17 protein-coding genes are annotated in these 20,915 nt (G+C 38.5%); 16 read left to right on the top strand and 1 reads right to left on the bottom strand.

Annotated elements, in window-relative coordinates:
• Positions 1-36: 36 nt before the first annotated feature.
• The 4 genes from hpf to prfB all read left to right on the top strand — a co-directional run bounded on the left by hpf (position 37) and on the right by prfB (position 5,335).
• On the top strand, positions 37-588 hold the full coding sequence (gene hpf / locus AC3CH7_RS06840) for a ribosome hibernation-promoting factor, HPF/YfiA family (RefSeq protein ID WP_012292915.1): 552 nt from the start codon (positions 37-39) through the stop codon (positions 586-588).
• 141 nt (positions 589-729) lie between these two features.
• The gene (gene secA, locus AC3CH7_RS06835; protein ID WP_012292916.1) at positions 730-3,240 is read left to right on the top strand and encodes a preprotein translocase subunit SecA; all 2,511 of its coding nucleotides are present in this window, start codon (positions 730-732) and stop codon (positions 3,238-3,240) included.
• 355 nt (positions 3,241-3,595) lie between these two features.
• The gene (locus AC3CH7_RS06830; RefSeq protein ID WP_036160840.1) at positions 3,596-4,129 is read left to right on the top strand and encodes a competence protein ComK; all 534 of its coding nucleotides are present in this window, start codon (positions 3,596-3,598) and stop codon (positions 4,127-4,129) included.
• A gap of 101 nt (positions 4,130-4,230) precedes the next feature.
• Positions 4,231-5,335 (top strand): peptide chain release factor 2 gene (gene prfB / locus AC3CH7_RS06825; RefSeq protein WP_206700897.1). Its coding sequence is split into 2 segments (ribosomal slippage): positions 4,231-4,305 and positions 4,307-5,335, totalling 1,104 coding nucleotides; the frame shifts between segments, so codons are not numbered across the junction.
• Positions 5,336-5,375: 40 nt separating this feature from the next.
• Here prfB and AC3CH7_RS06820 read toward each other — a convergent pair.
• Entirely contained in the window at positions 5,376-5,885 is a 510-nt protein-coding gene (locus AC3CH7_RS06820) for a competence protein ComK (RefSeq protein WP_036167193.1), read from the bottom strand.
• A 226-nt stretch (positions 5,886-6,111) separates the two neighbouring features.
• On the opposite strand from AC3CH7_RS06820, the gene AC3CH7_RS06815 reads away from it, so the two are divergent.
• From AC3CH7_RS06815 to AC3CH7_RS06760, 12 genes are all read left to right on the top strand, one after another.
• Positions 6,112-6,360 (top strand): IDEAL domain-containing protein, encoded by a 249-nt coding sequence (locus AC3CH7_RS06815; RefSeq protein WP_012292920.1) that lies wholly within the window; start codon positions 6,112-6,114, stop codon positions 6,358-6,360.
• Positions 6,361-6,696: 336 nt separating this feature from the next.
• Entirely contained in the window at positions 6,697-8,676 is a 1,980-nt protein-coding gene (gene uvrB, locus AC3CH7_RS06810) for an excinuclease ABC subunit UvrB (RefSeq protein ID WP_012292921.1), read from the top strand.
• A 7-nt stretch (positions 8,677-8,683) separates the two neighbouring features.
• Positions 8,684-11,551 carry an excinuclease ABC subunit UvrA gene (gene uvrA, locus AC3CH7_RS06805; RefSeq protein WP_488381628.1) on the top strand — a complete coding sequence of 956 codons (2,868 nt, stop codon included), beginning with the start codon at positions 8,684-8,686 and terminating at the stop codon, positions 11,549-11,551.
• 195 nt (positions 11,552-11,746) lie between these two features.
• On the top strand, positions 11,747-12,934 hold the full coding sequence (locus tag AC3CH7_RS06800) for a DUF4097 family beta strand repeat-containing protein (RefSeq protein ID WP_012292923.1): 1,188 nt from the start codon (positions 11,747-11,749) through the stop codon (positions 12,932-12,934).
• A gap of 240 nt (positions 12,935-13,174) precedes the next feature.
• A complete protein-coding gene (gene ftsE / locus AC3CH7_RS06795) occupies positions 13,175-13,861 on the top strand; it encodes a cell division ATP-binding protein FtsE (RefSeq protein WP_025116775.1) in 687 nt (228 codons plus the stop codon).
• Positions 13,851-14,735 (top strand): permease-like cell division protein FtsX, encoded by an 885-nt coding sequence (ftsX, locus tag AC3CH7_RS06790; RefSeq protein ID WP_031418727.1) that lies wholly within the window; start codon positions 13,851-13,853, stop codon positions 14,733-14,735. The genes ftsE and ftsX overlap by 11 nt, the downstream gene beginning before the upstream one ends.
• Positions 14,736-14,797: 62 nt before the next feature.
• The gene (locus AC3CH7_RS06785; protein WP_031418728.1) at positions 14,798-16,108 is read left to right on the top strand and encodes a murein hydrolase activator EnvC family protein; all 1,311 of its coding nucleotides are present in this window, start codon (positions 14,798-14,800) and stop codon (positions 16,106-16,108) included.
• Between the two features lie 330 nt (positions 16,109-16,438).
• Positions 16,439-17,071: a hypothetical protein gene (locus AC3CH7_RS06780; protein WP_031418729.1), complete on the top strand. Its 633-nt coding sequence runs from the start codon at positions 16,439-16,441 to the stop codon at positions 17,069-17,071.
• Positions 17,068-17,655, top strand: a complete 588-nt coding sequence (locus tag AC3CH7_RS06775; protein WP_012292928.1) for a redoxin domain-containing protein — start codon at positions 17,068-17,070, stop codon at positions 17,653-17,655. Before AC3CH7_RS06780 ends, AC3CH7_RS06775 begins: the two co-directional genes overlap by 4 nt.
• A gap of 245 nt (positions 17,656-17,900) precedes the next feature.
• Positions 17,901-19,343 (top strand): S41 family peptidase, encoded by a 1,443-nt coding sequence (locus AC3CH7_RS06770; RefSeq protein ID WP_012292929.1) that lies wholly within the window; start codon positions 17,901-17,903, stop codon positions 19,341-19,343.
• Between the two features lie 121 nt (positions 19,344-19,464).
• Positions 19,465-20,646: a PDZ domain-containing protein gene (locus AC3CH7_RS06765; RefSeq protein WP_031418731.1), complete on the top strand. Its 1,182-nt coding sequence runs from the start codon at positions 19,465-19,467 to the stop codon at positions 20,644-20,646.
• Positions 20,646-20,867: a DUF2198 family protein gene (locus tag AC3CH7_RS06760; RefSeq protein WP_012292931.1), complete on the top strand. Its 222-nt coding sequence runs from the start codon at positions 20,646-20,648 to the stop codon at positions 20,865-20,867. Before AC3CH7_RS06765 ends, AC3CH7_RS06760 begins: the two co-directional genes overlap by 1 nt.
• Positions 20,868-20,915: the final 48 nt, after the last annotated feature.

Below are 20,915 nucleotides of genomic sequence, written 5' to 3'. Positions count from 1 at the left end.
AATAGATAGTATAGCAGTTATAAAGGAGGAGTTTACATGTTAAACTTTAACATTCGTGGTGAAAATATTGAGGTAACTCCAGCTATTCGAGAGTATGTTGAGAATAAAATCGAAAAAGTTGAACGTTATTTTAACGAAGATGTTAACGCCAATGCTAACGTAAATTTAAAGGTTTATAATGACAAGCAAACAAAAGTGGAAGTTACAATCCCAATGAAGAACTTAACTCTTCGTGCTGAAGAGCGTCATAATGATATGTATGCTGCGGTTGATCTCATTGTTGATAAATTAGAGCGTCAGATTCGTAAGCATAAAACGAAAGTAAACCGTAAATTCCGTGAGCGTGAAGGGGCAGGCCTTTATTTTGCTACTACTCAAGCAGTCGCTGATACGACTTTGGATGAAGAAGAATACTCCATTGTACGTACCAAGCAATTTGATTTAAAACCGATGGATCAGGAAGAGGCTGTATTACAAATGAATATGTTAGGGCATGATTTCTATGTCTTTACAGATGCTGAATCAAACGGCACAAATATTGTGTATAAACGTAAAGACGGAAAATATGGCTTAATTGAAACAACTTAAACTTCATGATGACAAAGGCTCTCGCGATGGCGAGAGTCTTTTTTGTATGACTTTCTCATGCAAGTAGGGTGACTGTTTGCATGAAACTGTTACACAATGGTAAAATGAAAGTTGAATCTATATAGGAAGTGAAAAACATTCATGGCAAACCTATTAAATAAATTATTTGATTTCAATAAACGTGAGTTAAAAAAATTAGAAAAAATCGCTGACCAGGTTGAGGGATTCGCTTCTCAAATGGAACAGCTTTCAGATGAACAATTACAAGCGAAAACAGAAGAGTTTAAAAAGCGTTATGCGGATGGGGAGCAGTTAGAGTCTATTCGTGCGGAGGCTTTTGCTGTTTGTCGCGAAGCGTCGAAACGTGTGTTAGAGATGTATCCGTTCCGTGTCCAAATCATGGGGGCTGCTTCTCTTGATGAAGGTAACATTTCAGAGATGAAGACCGGTGAAGGTAAAACGTTAACAGCTACGATGGCGGTTTATTTAAATGCGATTACTGGTAAAGGTGTGCATGTTGTCACAGTTAATGAATATTTGGCTAGTCGTGACGCTGCTGAGATGGGACAGCTGTATAATTTCTTAGGTCTTACAGTAGGTTTAAATTTAAATAGCCTGTCAAAAGAAGAGAAGCGTGCGGCCTATGAAGCGGATATCACTTATAGCACAAACAATGAATTAGGATTTGACTATTTGCGTGATAATATGGTGCTTTATAAAGAGGAGCGTGTTCAACGCCCACTTCACTATGCTGTCATCGATGAGGTTGACTCGATTTTAATTGATGAGGCACGTACGCCATTAATCATTTCCGGTCAGGCTGGGAAATCAGCACAGTTGTATAAACAGTCTAATGCGTTTGTACGTATGTTAAGTGCAGAAACAGATTACACATACGAAGAGTCAACAAAAGGTGTTACATTAACAGATGCTGGTGTGGAAAAGGCGGAGAAAGCATTCGGCATTGACAATTTATTTGATTTAACACATGTCCGCTTAAATCATGCGATTAACCAATCGTTAAAGGCACATGTGAGTATGCATAATGATGTCGATTATGTTGTCCAAGATGGCGAAATTGTGATTGTTGACGGCTTTACTGGTCGTTTAATGAAGGGGCGCCGATATTCGGATGGCCTCCACCAAGCTATTGAAGCAAAAGAAGGCGTTGAGATTCAAAATGAATCAATGACAATGGCTACCATTACATTCCAAAACTATTTCCGTATGTACCAAAAGCTTGCGGGAATGACAGGTACAGCGAAAACTGAGGAAGAAGAGTTCCGCAATATTTACAATATGAGCGTTATTGCGATTCCTACGAATAAGCCCATTGCTCGTGATGACCGTCCAGATTTAATTTTTGCTTCTATGGAAGGGAAATATAAAGCGGTGGCGGCTGATATTGCAGAGCGCCATAAGGCAGGACAGCCTGTTCTTGTTGGTACGGTTGCGATTGAAACATCTGAAATTATTTCGCAATTGCTTGATAAACATAAAATCCCTCATAATGTACTGAATGCGAAAAACCATGAACGTGAGGCAGAAATTATTGCAAATGCTGGTACAAAGGGTGCTGTAACGATTGCCACAAATATGGCGGGGCGTGGTACCGATATTAAACCTGGTGAAGGTGTTTTAGAAATTGGCGGGTTAGCGGTAATTGGTACAGAGAGACATGAATCCCGTCGTATTGATAACCAGCTACGTGGACGTTCTGGTCGTCAAGGGAATCCAGGGGTGACACAATTTTATTTATCACTAGAAGATGATTTAATGCGTCGTTTCGGTTCAGATAATATGAAGTCTATGATGATGCGTTTAGGAATGGACGATACACAGCCATTGCAATCAAAAGTTGTGTCGAGAGCTGTAGAATCAGCGCAGAAACGTGTCGAAGGTAATAACTTTGATGCTCGTAAGCGTTTATTACAATATGATGATGTTCTCCGTCAGCAACGTGAGATTATTTATAAAGAGCGTTATGATGTGCTAGAAACAGAAAATATGCGTGTGCTTGTGGAATCGATGATTCAAGAGACGATCGATAATGTTGTCGGACTCTATACACAAGGGGAGCAAAAAGATTGGAATCTGAAGGCTATTGATGATTTTGTGGCTGCTAACTTGCTAGAGGAAGGTCAACTAAAAGTAGCTGATTTCCAAGGCAAATCTGCTGAAGACATTAATCAATTGATTTCAGAAGCTGTTCATGCTCGATATGATGAAAAAGAAGCAGAGCTTACTCCAGAGCGTATGCGTGAGTTTGAAAAAGTTATTTTATTACGTTCTATTGATACAAAATGGATCGATCATATTGATGCAATGGATCAACTTCGTCAAGGTATCCATCTGCGTGCATACGGTCAAAATGATCCACTTCGTGAATATCAACAAGAAGGTTTTGCGATGTTCGAAGATATGGTTGCTTCCATTCGCGAGGATGTTGCGAAGTATGCAATGAAGGCAGAAATTCGCAGTAATCTTGAGCGTGAAGAGGTGGCGAAAGGTCAGGCTGTTAATCCGAAGGAAGAAGGCGGTCCTGCTCCGAAAAAGCAACCAGTTCGTAAAGCTGAAAATGTTGGACGTAATGATTTATGTCCGTGTGGAAGCGGTAAGAAGTTTAAAAACTGTCATGGCGCAGCTCAATAATATAAAGGGAAAAGGTCATTTTAACTGTGTGTTGAAATGATCTTTTTTTTATAAATAAATAAATTTTTGTTATAAAAGTCAGAATTTATAGACAATAGTAAAATATGGGTATACAATAGCTGTAATATTAGGGATTTAGTTTTAGAGAATACTTCTATTATTACCTAATAATTAGGTGGGTTGAAAACAAAGAATTAAGAGTGACAAAAGATTAAAGATGGGGTGGGAGAAATGTGGGTGGAAATAGAGTTTTCCAAGCAATTTCGACTTGTAGAAAAAAGCGGGAATGTACGGACATTTGTATATTCTTTTTTTATTTAGGCTGAAAACATAAGTGCATAAAGGGGGAATAATGATGCATAAGAAGGATATTATGAGTAGTGAAACTATGCTGTATATGCCTGTGTATGATTCCTTTGGAAATTTATGTACTCGGGTAATGGAAAAAAGTAAAGATTATATTTCTAAAATACCGCCGACAAAGTTAATGGACTATAATCTGCGTTATTATGGTTCTAGCTTAAGAGGGGCTTTTGATGGATCAAAAATGATTTTAGGTAAGCTTAATAAAAACCCAATCGTTGTGGATGAGCGAGGTAATATTTTATGGTTTCCGAGCAAGTCGCCTCTACATCCGGAATGTATATGGTTTGCTGTCCATCATATTGATGAGTATATCTCTGTGGATAAAAAGAGTACAAAGATAATCTTTACGAATGGGCAGGAAATTATTGTAGATGTTAGTGTCAAAACGATAGAGTATCGTATTCAACGGGCATTTTTATTAAAATATAGATTAGAGAGAAGGACGAAGCATTTACTTGTTCAATATGATCGTGTGAAAGTATTTCAACGTTTTACGCTTGATATGCTTGAGGACGAGACTTAGGATCGTGTATTTATGTATGTTTTCCTCTGTAAAAACGTTATAATAAAAAGATACGGAGCTTTCACACTATGCTCCATTACAAACGTTCGGAGGATTTTACAATGATAGAATTAGCAGATGTACGCAATGTGTTAGATACTACAGCCAAAAAATTGGTGGACTTCAGGGGGTCTCTTTGACTTAGAAAACAAAGAGGCACGTATACAGGAGTTAGATGAAATGATGCTAGAGCCAGGGTTCTGGGATGATCAGCAAGGTGCACAGGTGATCATTAATGAGGGTAATGGCTTAAAAGCAATCGTTAATGAATATAAAGAATTAGAAGAAACACATGAGAATTTAGATATGACATTGGAGCTTTTACGTGAAGAGCCAGATGAAGAATTGCAGGAAGAATTGGGAAAAGAGTTGGTGGAATTCCAACAAAAAATGGCTGATTTTGAGCTGCAATTATTATTGAGCGGTCCATACGATCAAAACAATGCCATTTTAGAATTGCACCCAGGAGCAGGGGGAACAGAGTCACAAGACTGGGGTTCTATGCTTTTACGTATGTATACACGATGGGCTGAGAAGCGTGGCTTTAAAGTGGAGACAATGGATTATCTTCCTGGTGATGAAGCAGGGATTAAATCTGTAACCATTTCGATTAAGGGGCATAATGCTTTCGGTTATTTACAGGCCGAAAAAGGTGTCCATCGCCTAGTACGTATTTCACCATTTGATTCTTCAGGACGTCGTCATACTTCTTTCGTTTCTTGTGATGTTATGCCAGAGTTTGACGAGAATATTGAAATTGATATTCGCACAGAAGATTTGAAAATTGATACGTATCGTGCGACAGGTGCGGGTGGTCAGCACATCAATACAACAGATTCAGCTGTTCGTATTACACACATCCCGACTGGCACGGTTGTACAATGCCAAGCAGAACGTTCACAAATTAAAAACCGTGAAAAAGCGATGGCTATGTTAAAAGGGAAATTATATCAATTAGAGCTAGAGAAGCAACAGGCGCAGCTTGATGAGATCCGTGGTGAACAAAAGGACATTGGCTGGGGCTCGCAAATTCGCTCTTATGTATTCCATCCATACTCTATGGTAAAAGATCATCGTACCAATGAAGAAACAGGGAATGTCGGAGCGGTAATGGACGGCGATTTAGATCCGTTTATTAATGCGTACTTACGTTCAAAAATTAATTAATATCCATCCCCCAAGAGTTAATCTTGGGGGATTCTTGTAGTTAAAAGGGTGGATGATAGGGGGAGTCTTGACTAAGCTGTTTTCGTTCGTTCATATAATGTTTATAGAGCATTGATGCATTTACAAACTGCTTACTAATAGAAGCATATTGAATAGGTAGCTCAATCTTTTTATCATTTTTTAATGTGACAACACATCCTGTTTTACTAGGTGTAATGTTAGTAATAGCATGGAGTCCTATCCATATATTATGAATTGAATTCGGTGAATAGGTTGGTAGAAAAATGCAAGGAAACCCATAATCAAAAGCCACAACTATTGGTAGCTTATGTTGATTACCAAAAAAACGTTTAGCAGATTGCTTGGCAGCTTCATAGGTGGAGCCTAATGATATACAGGATTTTCTTAGTACATGCATCGGTTTCCGAGTAACAATTAGCTCATTATGTTTGTCAATAACATGAGTAAAAATTTTAGCGTCATGCTGAATAGGTTGTAGCAAGTAAGTGTTAAAGGAAATTAAATAGCCATTAACAAATTTGGTAGTCATAGTGAAAGTGCCTCCCTTTTCTATTGATAATCGTAGTGTAGTACATAATATGAATTTCAAAAAATATACAAAATAATGGAACAAGGCTTATAAATGAATGAAATGCTTAGAGAGTTTGCTTTAAACTTCACGAGTTTAGTAGCTAATTCAAGTTATTTTCAAATCGTAAGCATTGCTTTTTAATTTCAATTTTCATATAATTTAGAAAAGGATCGGGGTGAGATCGTTGGATAAATATTATTCGTACACAGATTTTCTAAAAGCCGTTGGTCATTCAAAAAAAGTTGATGAGGCAGAGAGATTATTAAACGAGATTTATTTAGATTTATTTTTAAATCGTATCCAGCGTATGCATCGACAAGAGCAGCTCATAGTTCTGATAGATAGAGCGCTCGATGATAAAGATGAAAACGCATTTTATCAATACGCAACCGAACTAAACTCCTTGCATCAAACAGAAGATGAATCATACTAATTATTCCGCTCTCCGCGTCTATGGAGAGCGGGATTTTTGTTTTTGGAAATGATAGAGTGGGTGGGATCCAATACACTCAATTTATGAAAAGTGTTGCACTAAAAATGAGAAATGAGAAACGAGAAATTGCGACTACCATTCTATAATTGACTAATGAATAGATAAAGCTTGAAAACCTGTTGAAACGGCTATGATGAAAGTAGAAGGTTGATGGGCCATCTTCCATTTTAGGGATAGAAAAAAATTTTACAAACATTCGTTCGTTAAATGTTCGATATTTTAATATTGCTATGCTAAAATATATGTACAAATTGGAAAGAAAGGACGGGGACAGGTGTGCAAACTTTTGATTTACAAGCGCCATATCAGCCTAATGGGGACCAGCCACAGGCAATTGCGGAATTAGTGGAGGGTGTGAAGGCAGGCAAGCGTCATCAAACGTTATTAGGTGCTACAGGAACTGGAAAAACGTTTACGATTTCTAATGTCATCCAGCAGGTTAAAAAACCGACACTCATTATGGCACACAATAAAACATTGGCGGGCCAATTATATAGTGAGTTCAAAGAGTTCTTTCCAAATAACGCTGTAGAATATTTTGTTAGTTACTATGATTACTACCAACCAGAAGCCTATGTACCGCAGACAGATACTTATATAGAAAAGGATTCTAGCATTAACGATGAAATTGATAAGCTGCGCCACTCTGCAACTTCGGCATTATTTGAGCGTGATGATGTCATTATTATTGCATCTGTATCCTGTATTTACGGTCTTGGTTCTCCAGAAGAATATCGTGAAATGGTTGTATCGATTCGTACAGGTATGGAAATTGAACGTAATCAGTTACTGCGCAAACTTGTAGATGTTCAATATGAGCGCAATGATGTTAGTTTTACACGTGGAACGTTTCGGGTACGAGGAGATGTAGTTGAAATTTTCCCAGCCTCACGTGATGAACATTGTATTCGTGTCGAATTTTTTGGGGATGAAATTGATCGTATCCGTGAAGTAGATGCTTTAACTGGAGAAATATTATCAGATCGAGAGCATGTTGCTATTTTTCCAGCATCCCACTTCGTTACACGAGAAGAAAAAATGCGAAAAGCAATTGAAAATATCGAAAAAGAATTAGAAGATCGTTTGGCATTATTGCGTGCCGAGGATAAATTGTTGGAGGCTCAACGTCTAGAGCAACGAACGCGTTATGATTTAGAAATGATGCGTGAAATGGGCTTTTGTTCGGGGATTGAGAACTATTCCCGTCACTTAACTTTACGTGAAGCAGGTGCTACTCCTTATACTTTGCTTGATTATTTCCCTGAGGACTTTTTACTTGTAGTAGATGAAAGTCACGTAACTCTCCCACAGGTACGAGGGATGTATAACGGTGACCAAGCACGTAAAGGGGTACTGGTAGAACATGGTTTCCGCTTACCATCTGCTCTAGATAACCGTCCATTGCGTTTTGAAGAATACGAAGCTCGAGTACATCAAGCTATTTATGTATCTGCCACACCAGGGCCTTATGAGTTGGAGCATACACCAGAAATGATCCAGCAAATTATTCGACCTACTGGTTTATTGGATCCATTAATTGATGTCCGCCCAATTGAAGGTCAAATAGATAACTTGATTGATGAAATTCAGGATCGAATTGCACGTGATGAGCGAGTGTTAGTAACAACGCTAACGAAGAAAATGTCAGAGGATTTAACCGCCTATTTGAAGGAGATGGGCTTAAAGGTTGAATATTTGCATTCTGAGATTAAAACATTAGAGCGTATTGAGATTATCCGTGAGCTACGGAAGGGCACATACGATGTACTAATTGGCATTAACTTATTGCGTGAAGGCCTTGATATTCCTGAAGTATCACTTGTAGCCATTTTAGATGCAGATAAAGAAGGGTTCTTACGTTCTGAACGTTCACTCATTCAAACGATTGGCCGAGCTGCGCGTAATGCGAATGGTCATGTCATCATGTATGCGGATCATGTAACAGACTCGATGAAAAAGGCACTGGATGAAACAAAACGTCGTCGTGCATTGCAAATGGCATATAACGAAGAGCATGGTATTACACCTCAAACTATTAGCAAAAAAATACCAGAAGTAATTCGTGCTACACAAGTGGCAGAAGAAGAAGAATCCTATGTAACAAAGGCGACGAAGGGCAAAAAGCTGACAAAGGCAGAAAGAGAACAGCTCTTAGCTTCTCTAGAAATAGAAATGAAGGAAGCAGCAAAAGCGCTTGATTTCGAACGTGCAGCGGAGCTTAGAGATACAATATTTGAATTGAAGGTAGAAGGGTGAATGACTTGTGAAAAATACTGAAATTGTCGTGCAAGGTGCACGTGCTCATAATTTAAAAAATATTAATGTCACAATTCCACGTGATCAATTAGTCGTTTTAACAGGATTATCAGGTTCAGGTAAATCTTCACTAGCGTTTGATACGATTTATGCGGAGGGACAACGACGTTATGTCGAGTCTCTGTCCGCCTATGCTCGCCAGTTTCTTGGACAAATGGACAAACCAGATGTTGATGCAATTGAAGGATTATCGCCTGCTATTTCAATTGACCAAAAAACGACGAGTCGTAACCCACGCTCTACGGTCGGGACAGTTACAGAAATCTATGATTACTTACGTTTACTTTATGCACGTATTGGTAAGCCGATTTGTCCGAATCATGGGATAGAAATTACTTCCCAAACGATTGAGCAAATGGTGGACCGTTTATTATCTTATCCAGAAAGAACCAAGATGCAACTTCTTGCGCCAATGGTTTCTGGTCGTAAAGGAACACATGTAAAACTACTGGAAGATTTAAAAAAACAAGGCTTCGTTCGTGTGCGTATTGATGGGGATTTACGAGATTTAGATGATGCGATTGATCTTGATAAAAATAAAAAGCATTCCATTGAGGTTGTGATCGACCGTGTTGTAATGAAGGAAGGTATTGCTGCACGTTTAAGTGATTCTTTAGAGACAGCTCTTCGTTTAGCAGATGGTCGTGTTCTTGTAGATGTCATGGAGCACGAGGAATTACTGTTTAGTGAACATCATGCCTGTCCAATTTGTGGTTTTTCCATTGGAGAGCTAGAGCCACGCATGTTTTCATTTAATAGTCCATTTGGTGCTTGTCCTAGCTGTGATGGCTTAGGCTCCACACAAGAGGTGGATTTAGATTTAGTGGTGCCAGATTGGGATCGTTCCTTGTTAGAGCATGCTATTGCACCTTGGGAGCCTACAAGTTCACAGTACTATCCTCAATTATTAAAAGCAGTATGTGACCACTATGAGATTCCAATGGATGTACCAGTAAAAGATTTACCAAAGGACAAGATGGATAAAGTTTTATATGGTTCAGGCAAAGAGAAAATTCACTTCCATTATGAAAATGAGTTTGGCAATGTGCGAGACCAAATGATTGAATTTGAAGGTGTTGAGCGAAATGTAGAACGTCGTTTTAAAGAGACAACTTCAGATTATGTTCGTGAGCAAATGGAAAAATATATGGCACAACAGGCTTGTCCTTCCTGTAAGGGTTATCGTTTAAAGCCAGAAACATTGGCAGTGAAAGTTGCTGATAAGCATATTGGTGAAGTGACACAATATTCGATTCAGGAAGCCGATACATTTTTCAAAGAGCTAGATCTCACTGAAAAGGATATGCAAATTGCTCGTCTAGTTTTACGAGAAATAGAAGAAAGACTAGGCTTCCTTGTCAATGTAGGTTTAGACTATTTAACTTTAAGTCGTGCAGCAGGCACATTATCAGGTGGGGAAGCACAACGTATTCGTCTTGCTACGCAAATAGGGTCACGATTAACGGGCGTTCTCTATATTTTAGATGAACCATCGATTGGTTTGCACCAACGGGATAATGATCGTTTGATTAGCACCTTACAAAACATGCGAGATATTGGTAATACACTAATTGTGGTGGAGCATGATGAAGATACGATGCTAGCAGCTGATTATCTGATTGACGTTGGACCAGGGGCTGGTGTACATGGTGGTCAAATTGTTGCAGCTGGTACACCACAGGAAGTCATGGAAAATGATAATTCTTTAACAGGACAATATTTAAGTGGTAAAAAATTTATTCCATTGCCAGTGGAAAGACGTCAACCAAATGGTCGTAAGCTTTCGATTAAGGGTGCCAAGGAGAATAATTTACGCAATGTCAAAGTCGACGTCCCACTTGGTTTATTTGTCGCAGTAACGGGTGTGTCTGGTTCAGGGAAATCTACGCTGATTAATGAAATATTATATAAATCATTGGCACAGAAGCTGAATCGTTCCAAGGTTAAACCAGGAGAACATAAAGAGGTAACGGGGATGGATGAACTTGAAAAAGTCATCGATATTGACCAATCCCCAATTGGCCGTACCCCACGCTCGAATCCAGCCACTTACACGGGAGTCTTTGATGATATACGTGATGTTTTCGCTACCACAAATGAAGCAAAGGTAAGAGGCTATAAAAAAGGTCGTTTTAGCTTTAATGTCAAGGGTGGCCGCTGTGAAGCATGCCGTGGAGATGGAATAATAAAAATAGAAATGCATTTCCTCCCGGATGTGTATGTTCCTTGTGAAGTTTGTCACGGGAAACGCTATAACCGTGAAACACTTGAAGTGAAATATAAAGATAAGAGTATCGCAGATATTCTGGATATGACAATTGAAAATGCAGTAGTGTTCTTTGAAAATATTCCTAAAATCCAACGTAAGCTACAAACTATTGTAGATGTCGGCTTAGGTTATATGAAATTAGGACAACCTGCCACAACATTGTCAGGAGGAGAAGCGCAGCGTGTAAAATTAGCATCTGAATTACATCGACGTTCAACAGGTAAATCATTCTATATTCTAGATGAACCAACAACAGGCTTACATGCAGACGATATAGCGCGTTTACTTGTCGTGCTACAACGTCTTGTTGAAAATGGCGACTCCGTTTTAGTCATTGAACACAATCTAGATGTTATCAAAACAGCTGATTATCTAATCGATTTAGGTCCTGAGGGTGGAGACAAAGGTGGGACGATCATTGCAACAGGTACACCTGAAGAAGTGGCAGAAGTGCCTGGTTCTTACACAGGAAAGTATTTAAAACCAATTTTAGAACGCGACCGTATGAGAATGGATGCAGTTCTAGCAGAAGCTTCTAAATCTTAATCCTAATCATCAATGGAATGCGAAAAGCGCTACTTAATCTATAGAATTAAAGAAGATTGGAGCACATCTTTCAAGCTGACGAGAAGGAAAGCCTTGGTTGTGATAGAAAATCCATATTATTTCAATTTTGCAGTGAAACTTTTCAATTAAAGAATCGTATAAATAGTATAACGAACTGAGGGAGGCTATTTAGTTATGCAAAATGAACGTCAACGAATTTTAGAACTTGTAGAAAAAGGTACGATTTCGGCACAAGAGGCGATTACATTATTAGAGGCATTAGAGCAATCTGGCAAATCTACTCAAAATGTTATGGATGATGTGTCTAAAGAGTCACAGTCATTTTCAACTGACAAAGAGTCACTATTTGAAGAAAAGTCTAAAGATGGCGACAAGAAAAAAGAAGACTTTATGAAACATTTCCAAGATGAGATGCAAGATTTCCGTAAAGATTTAACGCAGATTGGTTCTCTTTTTATGGATATGATGAATACAGCTGTCAAAAAGGTGAAGGAATTTGATGTTGCTTCTCCATTTGGCGACAAAATTGAGTTTACACATACAGAAGAAGTGGCTGCTGCCAATGTAGAAAGCATTATCGCTGAATTACCGAATGGTAACTTTTCATTGGAATCCAGTGAGGGAGATACAATTCAAGTTATTTGCAAGGTGAAGGCACCGCTTATGAATGAAAGTGAAGAAGAAACACGCAATCACTTTTTAGAGCAATTTGTTGTGAAAGAAGATGAGCATTCACTTCGAATTCTAAGTCAATTAAAGCTTGTTCAAGTCAATGCGAAGGTACTTGTTCCAAAGGATAAACTTGAAAAGCTATCCGTCCGACTTATGAATGGTAGTGTTTCATTACAGGATACAGATGTTGAAGAATTAAAGGTGAAAACATTAAATGGTGCTATTAAAGGGACTAAGTTCAGTTTTGGGAAAGCGGAAGTAGATTCCTCTAATGGCTCCATTGAATTAACGAAGGTTCGCGGGAAAGATTTAGAAGCTGAAACTTTAAATGGTCGCGTTTATTTAGATGGCGCGTTGGATGAAGTAGAAGCTAAATCTGTGAATGGACATGTTGTGGTGACAACATGTTCAACAAATTCATCCAAAATAAAAGCTCAAACTGTTGCAGGAGCGGTTGAATTATATGTGCCTCGAACTATTTCATTAAGTGGTAAAGTGGTAACTAACTTTGGGAAAGTAGACGTCGGAATACAGGATGTTTCCAAAATGGAGTCACAAGATCAATTCCTCTCTAAAGTTGTCCGTTTTGATAAAGAAGTGGAACATGCAAATCGCTTATTTATTGAGGGAGAATCAAAAACAGGTGCTGTTTTAATTCGCTACACAACAACAGATGAGCAGCAAGTTTAATACAAAGCATTCAGGCTGATTGCCTGGATGCTTTTTTCTTGTGAAACAGCAATCGACACCGTATGTCGTCGATTGCTGTTTTTATTGTATGTCATATTTTTAAGGATTATGGCAAGGAAAGAACGAAATAGAAGGAACTACCACGGATTGAAATGAAACTGTAATAAAAAAACAGAAATAGAGTGCTATAATAGTAAATGAAATACCTCTTACATAGTGAGAGTTTTAGGTGGTTTAATCATGATAGAAATGAAAAATGTGACAAAGAAGTACCCCAATGGCGTTGTTGCGACAAATGGTATTTCTGTAAATATAAAGCAGGGAGAATTTGTGTATGTAGTAGGCCCAAGTGGTGCAGGTAAATCTACATTTATCAAATTGATGTACCGTGAAGAAAAAGCAACGTCAGGGCAGATTATTGTTAATGGTATCGATTTAGCAACGTTAAAGAATAAGAAAGTCCCTTTTTTGCGTCGTCAACTTGGTGTTGTTTTCCAAGATTTTAAATTATTACCTCGTTTGAACGTGTATGAGAACGTAGCGTTTGCACTAGAAGTAATCGAGGAACAGCCTGATGAGATCAGACGTCGCGTTATGGAAGTTTTAGAGCTTGTTGGATTAAAGCATAAAGCCAGAATGTTTCCGAATGAGCTTTCAGGGGGAGAGCAACAACGTGTGTCCATTGCACGCTCTATCGTCAATGTACCAAAAGTTGTGATTGCGGATGAACCTACGGGAAACCTTGATCCAGAAACTTCATGGGAGATTATGAATTTATTTGAGGAAATTAATGCGCGGGGGACAACCATTGTAATGGCGACCCATAACCGTGAAATTGTCAATACGATTCGACGTCGAGTGATCGCTATTGAGGGCGGTTTAATTGTCCGTGATGAACACGGAGGTGAATACGGCTATGAAATTTAGTACAGTAAAGCGCCACTTCCGTGAAAGTATAAAGTCGCTTGGACGAAATAGCTGGATGACTATTGCGTCTGTCAGTGCAGTCACAGTTACACTTATTCTAGTTGGCGTTTTTGCGCTTATTATGATGAATTTAAATAAGGTGGCAACTGATTTAGAAAACGACGTTGAGATAAAAGTCTTAATTGATGAGACAGCAGATGAGGCCGCTGAAAAAGCACTCATTGAGAAAATTAAAAAATTACCTGGTGTCTTAGAAATGAACTACTCAACTAAGGAAGATGAGTTAACCAAATTAGTCAAAGATTTTGGTGACGATTTTAAACTATTTGAGCAAAGTAACCCATTACGTAATGTAATTTATGTAAAAGCTACTGAACCTCAGCAAACGGCAAAAGTGGCGAAGACGATTGATAAATATGAGTATACATATGACGTTATGTATGGCGAAGGAAAAGTAGAAAAACTATTTAACTTCTTAAATATGAGTCGTAATGTAGGAATCGTGCTTATTTTAGGGTTATTATTCACAGCAATTTTCTTAATTTCAAATACTATTCGAATTACGATTATTGCTCGACGAGATGAAATAGAAATTATGAAACTAGTAGGTGCCACGAATTCATTTGTGCGTATCCCTTTCCTATTGGAAGGAATGTGGCTCGGTATTTTAGGTTCTATTATTCCGATTGCGGTTGTCACAACCCTTTACCACAATATATATAAAATTATTGCACCTCGTTTACAAGGTGAGCTCATTCAAGTATTAGATTTTTCTCCACTTGTGTATCAAGTGAGCGGTCTTTTGTTACTCATTGGTGTATTGATCGGTATTTGGGGAAGCTTCATGTCAGTGCGTAAATTTTTAAAAATTTAGTTTAGCACTCACAGCGGATATTTGTGAGTGGGAAAATGAATAGTCGAAGGGGAGTTCAATCGGTGAAAAGTAAGGCGAAAAACACATTGAAAACACTTGCAGTAGCATCTGCTCTCATTCTTTTTATCCAAACTCCATCAGCGTTTGCAACAAGTTTATCGGATTTAAAAGAAGAAAAAAAGCAAATTGAAACAAAGAAAAATGAATTAAATTCATCCATTTCAAACAAATCAAATGCAATTACAGCCAATCAAGAAAAACAACAAAAAATCATAGATCAAATTCAAGCATTAAACGCTGAAATCGACAAAACAAATAGTGATATAAAAAATGTACAAACCGAAATTCAAGCAACAAATGAAGAAATAAAAAAACTAGAAGAGTCTATTAAAGAACTTTTGCATAAAATTGAAGAGCGCGATGTTTTGTTACAAGAGCGAGCTCGAGCAATTCAAGCAGGAGGCTCTGTTAGCTATTTAGACGTATTATTAGGTTCTAATAGTTTTGTAGACTTTATTGATCGATTCTCTGCGGTCAATGCCTTAATGGAAGCGGATCGTCAAATTATTCAAGATCAAAAAGATGATAAGCAAAAATTAGAAGAACAAAAGCAAAGTGTAGAAGAAAAACGAAAAAAATTAGAAGGCCAACGAGCGGAGCTTGAACGACTAAAAGCTTCATTAAATAGCCAAAAAACTGAGAAAAATAAATTAGTTGACCAATTAGAAAAAGAGCAAGAAAAGCTAAAATCAGAAAAAGTATTACTTGAAAAAGAGTATTCAGAGGCTTTGGAAGTAAGCCAAGAATTACAGGATCAAATTATTTCTGAGCAAAAGCGTTTAGCAGAAATTGCTCGTCAACAAGAAGCAAAGCGTAAAGCAGCCGCGGCTGCAGCAGCTGCAGCTGCTGCCAACAATGGCGGTGGTGGCTCATCTGGTGGTACAGTCAATGCCCCTCAATCAAACGGCACATGGATAAAACCAACGAATGGTCGTTTAACATCACCTTATGGATGGCGTAACCTTGGAGCAGGCCCAGAATTCCATTATGGTGTAGATCTTGCCAATTCAACAGGGACACCAATTTGGGCAGCAGCAGATGGTGTAGTTGCTTACGCTGCACCATTAAGCTCATATGGAAATGTGGTCATTCTTACACATTCGGTAGATGGGCAAATCTATACAACTGTATATGCACATTTAAATTCATTTAATGTGAGTGTAGGACAAGAAGTAACACAGGGACAGCAAATTGCTGCAATGGGTAGTACTGGTCGTTCTACTGGTCCACACTTACACTTCGAAGTGCACATTGGTCCTTGGAGAGGACAGGCAGTTGGTAGTGTAAACCCGTTAAAATATATTCCGTTGTAAAAACTATAAGCTATACATTAGAGCCAATCTAGTGTGTAGCTTTTTTTTGTCCTTCAACATTATGAAGTTCTTAATTATGTTTAGTGCTCCAGCAAAAAATAATAGAATTACTAGCTAAACATAACTATTTGATAGACAGTAATTATTGAAGGTAGTGTTGAAAAAGGGAGGCACCTTCCTTTTCCTATTATCAAATTCTATTTAATGTTATGATGAATATATACATAGTGGGGTATATTTCTTAAGATTTTCTGAACACAATGTGAAACAGGCTTATTTTGAAAACGTTCTATGCTATGCTGTATGTATCTTTCGGAGGTGGATTATAGAGTGATCAATACAGATTGGTACTCCATCCGAGCACTAACTTTACCAGCAACTGCAATTGCTCTGCTTATTACATTTTTCATAGTTTGGCTTATTCTACGTTTACAATTTTCAAAAAAGTGGTCTGAGGCATATAGTGATGCAGCCTTTACGTTTATACTTGTTTGGAAATTTAGCTTGCTTGTCACTGACTTTAAAACGGTTGTGGCGCAACCCATCTCCTTACTATATTTCAACGGAGGTACGGTTGGCGTCTTTCTTGGCGCCATTGTTGCATCTTTGCAAATATGGCGGAAGCGACAAAAGCTCCCATTACAAGGCCATCATGTGATGGCGTATAGCTGGGCAATCATCTTAACCCAATCCATTTATCAATGGCTTGTTGTACTGCTCAACGACAACTCTACAACGAGTGAGATCACTACATTACTGGTACTAAGTGTTTTGACCATCTTCATACTATGGAAAATGCAGGGGATTAAGCGTGGCTTAATACTTTATACTACTGGCCTAAGCATTGTTGCTTTCTTCCAGCCACTTGGTATATGGCAAACGGCTGTAGGTATTAGTCTAGTATTGCTTTGTCTTGGTATTGTTTTAGAACAAGAAGGAATCAAAGAGGGAGGTAAAGGATGAAAAAAAATATTGGACTGCTGATTGTCGTGCTTTTAGTAGTTGCGATGATTGGTACATATGTAAAACAGCAAATTGATGAAGACCGAGCAATTGAGAAATCTGCTCTTGGCAAGGATATTGAGGAGCGAAAAATTGGTTTAGGCAATGGAGATACGCCGCCTGATTTTTCGTTAACAAGCTTAGACGGGAAAAACGTCAAATTAAGTGATCTTCGTGGAAAGAAGGTTGTGTTAAATTTCTGGGCGACATGGTGTCCACCATGTAAGGCAGAAATGCCTCATATGCAAAGTTTCTATGATGAATATGGGAAAGAAAAAAATGTTGAAATCATAGCTGTCAATTTAACATCCGCTGAGCGTGATGTGACAGCTGATGCGAAAGTGGATACGGTGATGACTTTTAGAGATAGCTTTGAGCTAACATTCCCAATTTTGTTGGACCCTGAAAATTCAGCCGGCTCGGACTATCAAATTATTACCATACCGACCACTTATTTTATTGATTCTAACGGTTATATTCAGCGTGCCATCAAAGGACCAATGGACGTGGATATGTTAAAAGAATATGTAGATGCATTAGATTAGTTCATAAAAAATCTGTTCGATTTCTATAGTTGAAACGAGCAGTTTTTTTTATTTTTCACTGACTCAGTGATGAAAAATCTTTAAGTGAATAGAAGCTCGCGCATGGTGAGGCCAAATTCCAGTAGGATAATGCCAATTATTCACAAATTGAGAGAAAGTATCTCTTCATTTCATAATTTTGAAAAGCAATCTTGTATGTTTGAAAAAATAGTGTCATACAGTAAAAGAGACGGAGGAGGGAAGATTTGCGCAAATTAACGGCCGGTGTCGGTGTCCTACTTAGTAGTTTAGTGGTAGGCAGTGGTATTTACTTTGATTGGTTTAATATGGGTGATAAAAAGGAGCCTGTTACGGAGGTTGACACAATTGGTGAGGCCATAACCCTCATTGAAGAAAAATCAGTGTACAATACAAAAAAGGATGCATTGGTGGAAGGAGCCCTTCGAGGTATGGCAGATGCCATTAAGGACCCTTACAGCACTTATTATTCCAAGGAAGAGGCTGAGCAACATCGACAAATGCTAGCTGAGGAAAGAGTAGGTATTGGTATTGAACTCTCAGAAAATAAAGGGAAATTTATCGTAGTTTCCCCTGTTCGTTCATCACCAGCAGAGAAGGCTGGTATGCGTTCACTTGATGAAATTGTACAAGTTGATGGTGTTCGTGTAGATGGGAAAACGATGAGTGAATTAATGCATTTAATTCAAGGGGAGAAGGGGACGAAGGTAACTATTGTTGTGTACCGTCCAAGTGAGGATAAGCATATTAAAATGACGATGGAACGGGCAGCTATCTCTAACAAGACGGTCTCAAGTGAAGTTGTAAAAGTAGAGGACACGACAATTGGCTATGTTTCTATCTCTCTGTTTGGTGAGAAGACGGCAAATGAGTGGGTTGCTGAAACAAGTAAGTTACTTCGGAAAGACGTTGAAGGAATTGTTATTGATGTTCGTGATAATCCAGGGGGTTATTTACATAGCGTCGCAGCGCTACTAAGCACAGTATTAGATAGTGGCAAGGTATTTGCATATATGCAAAATGCTGAAGGTGCTATGGAACCATTAAAAACACAAACAAAAGGTATCGATGAAAAATATTTAGAAAAGATGAACAAGATTCCGATTGTTGTTTTACAAAACCAAGGTAGTGCTTCTGCAAGTGAAGTATTAAGCGGAGCCTTAAAAAGCTGGGGACGTGCTTCTCTTGTTGGAGTGAAGAGCTTTGGGAAAGGAACGGTGCAGGAATCATGGGAGCTTTCTAATGGAGGAGAGCTTAAATTATCTACAAATAAATGGCTAACACCGAAGCGAGAATGGATTCATGGGCAAGGCATCGAGGCTAGTTTAGTAATTGAGCAAAATGAATTGTTCGCTTTTCAACTACATCCACTGACAGGGAAGTTTAAAGTGGGCGATATGAGCGAGGAAATTTCTTATTCACAAAATGCCTTGCAGAAACTTGGCTATCAAATAGATCGGTTAGATGGCTATATGGATGATACAACGGCTGAAGCGGTTAACCTTTATCGAAAACAGAAAAAATTAAAGCTAGCAGAAGATGAATTTTATATGGATACGACCTTCTTTAATAGCTTGAATGAAACATTGAAAAATTATAAAACAGATCGTCAGAATGATCAACAATTCCAAATGGCAACTAGTTTTTTACTACACACAATCGAACAATAAACTAATTAGTAGAACAAAAATACCATAATACAAAGCTTTCTATGAGTTTGTACTACGCAAGAGTGTAGTCGTTTGATACAATAAATTCATAGTATTCAAGATAGAAACGGCGGGTGTTCGTATGGTTAGTGAGATTTTATTAGAAATTGTAACAGCGATTGGCCGCTTTTTACTCAACCCATTACTGTATATAGCCATAATATTTGCTATTTTATTAGGTTATCGTCGCGTAAAGCAGGAGCGTAAATATTTTAATAGACGGATTATTTGGGGCTGGACAGAGTTAATCGGACAATGGAAAGATGGATGGCTTTATGCTTTGCTTATTTCCCTGATTAGTGTGGCGGCAGGCCTTACCGTTCCAAAAGTTTTTTTAATCCTTGTAATAGCAGTCTCTATCGTAGGGCTCGTATTGTATTTCCTGAATGCTTTGTCACCTATTTTAACCATGGGTGTAGCAACGCTAGCAATATGGGCTATGTTTTACTACAATTGGTCATTTACTTGGGGGGGCATTTCCCTGGCAGGTGTCGATTTAGAGAATGGGGCTATCGTTACCATTTCTATTATTGTAGGTCTTTGCGTCATTGCTGAAGGGCTTTTAATTCGACGTGCGGCAATAAAGGTCACAACACCTGGTATGGAAAAAACAAAACGAGGTATGCAGGCGATTGTCTATCGTTCAAGAAATGTTTGGGTATTGCCCATTTTCTTTGTTATGCCTGGTGATGCGATTTCTGCTGTATTCCCGTACTGGCCACAGTTTACGATTGGGGATACTAGCTTTGCACTCGTCCTTTTCCCACTCGTAATTGGCTTTTCCAAGCTGATAAGAAGGGAATTACCGGCCCTAGTATTACCTAAAATTGGACGTTCTGTAGTGATACTTGGACAGCTTATTTTAATAGGGGGACTGGCTGCATATCTTGAACCAATGATCGGTTATATGACGCTTGGGTTGGGAGCGATTATCCGTATCATCATCTCCATTTATTATGCTCAGCAGGATAAAACAGATCATTATGCGGTAGCACCTAGCACAAAGGGTGCTATTATTGCAGCAGTGCTTCCTGATTCGCCAGCTGAGAAAATGGGCTTACTTGCAGGGGAATGTATTCGGAAAGTAAATGGTGTTTCTATTTTTACAGAAAATGAATTATACGAGGCATTACAATTAAATGCAGCTCATTGTCGTCTTGAAGTGTTAGATCGAAACAATGAAATTCGTTTAACGCAGCATGTAATTTATAGTAATGATCATTACCGAATTGGATTACTATTAGCTGAGCCGAGGGATATATAATGGACGTTTTTGGCAAAATGATGTTAGCGCTCTTCATACCTGCTTTATTGGTGCTATTGTTCACAAGAATTACGTTTAATCGCTATGTTGCCCTATTATTGGCCATTGCGCTTATCGCTGCCTCAGTATATGCTGGATATACATCTCCACCAATTATTTTCGTTATAGATGCATTTTCATTGACAGTGGGCTTTTGGCTAGCAAGTAAAATGAAGAAATAAACAAGGTCAGTCCTCATGGGGGACTGACCTCAGACTGTCGACAAAAGG

Source organism: Lysinibacillus sp. F12 (genome assembly GCF_057773605.1).
Note: the sequence above shows the minus strand (reverse complement) of the source record. Positions and strands in the feature narration are given on the sequence as shown.

Bases quoted from the DNA above. Each gene is read 5' to 3' on its own strand.
- ftsE (WP_025116775.1), top strand. From the start codon at position 13,175: ATGATAGAAATGAAAAATGTGACAAAGAAGTACCCCAATGGCGTTGTT.
- AC3CH7_RS06820 (WP_036167193.1), bottom strand. From the start codon at position 5,885: ATGACTACCAAATTTGTTAATGGCTATTTAATTTCCTTTAACACTTAC.
- AC3CH7_RS06760 (WP_012292931.1), top strand. From the start codon at position 20,646: ATGGACGTTTTTGGCAAAATGATGTTAGCGCTCTTCATACCTGCTTTA.
- AC3CH7_RS06800 (WP_012292923.1), top strand. From the start codon at position 11,747: ATGCAAAATGAACGTCAACGAATTTTAGAACTTGTAGAAAAAGGTACG.
- AC3CH7_RS06830 (WP_036160840.1), top strand. From the start codon at position 3,596: ATGCATAAGAAGGATATTATGAGTAGTGAAACTATGCTGTATATGCCT.
- secA (WP_012292916.1), top strand. From the start codon at position 730: ATGGCAAACCTATTAAATAAATTATTTGATTTCAATAAACGTGAGTTA.
- AC3CH7_RS06765 (WP_031418731.1), top strand. From the start codon at position 19,465: ATGGTTAGTGAGATTTTATTAGAAATTGTAACAGCGATTGGCCGCTTT.
- ftsX (WP_031418727.1), top strand. From the start codon at position 13,851: ATGAAATTTAGTACAGTAAAGCGCCACTTCCGTGAAAGTATAAAGTCG.
- AC3CH7_RS06775 (WP_012292928.1), top strand. From the start codon at position 17,068: ATGAAAAAAAATATTGGACTGCTGATTGTCGTGCTTTTAGTAGTTGCG.
- hpf (WP_012292915.1), top strand. From the start codon at position 37: ATGTTAAACTTTAACATTCGTGGTGAAAATATTGAGGTAACTCCAGCT.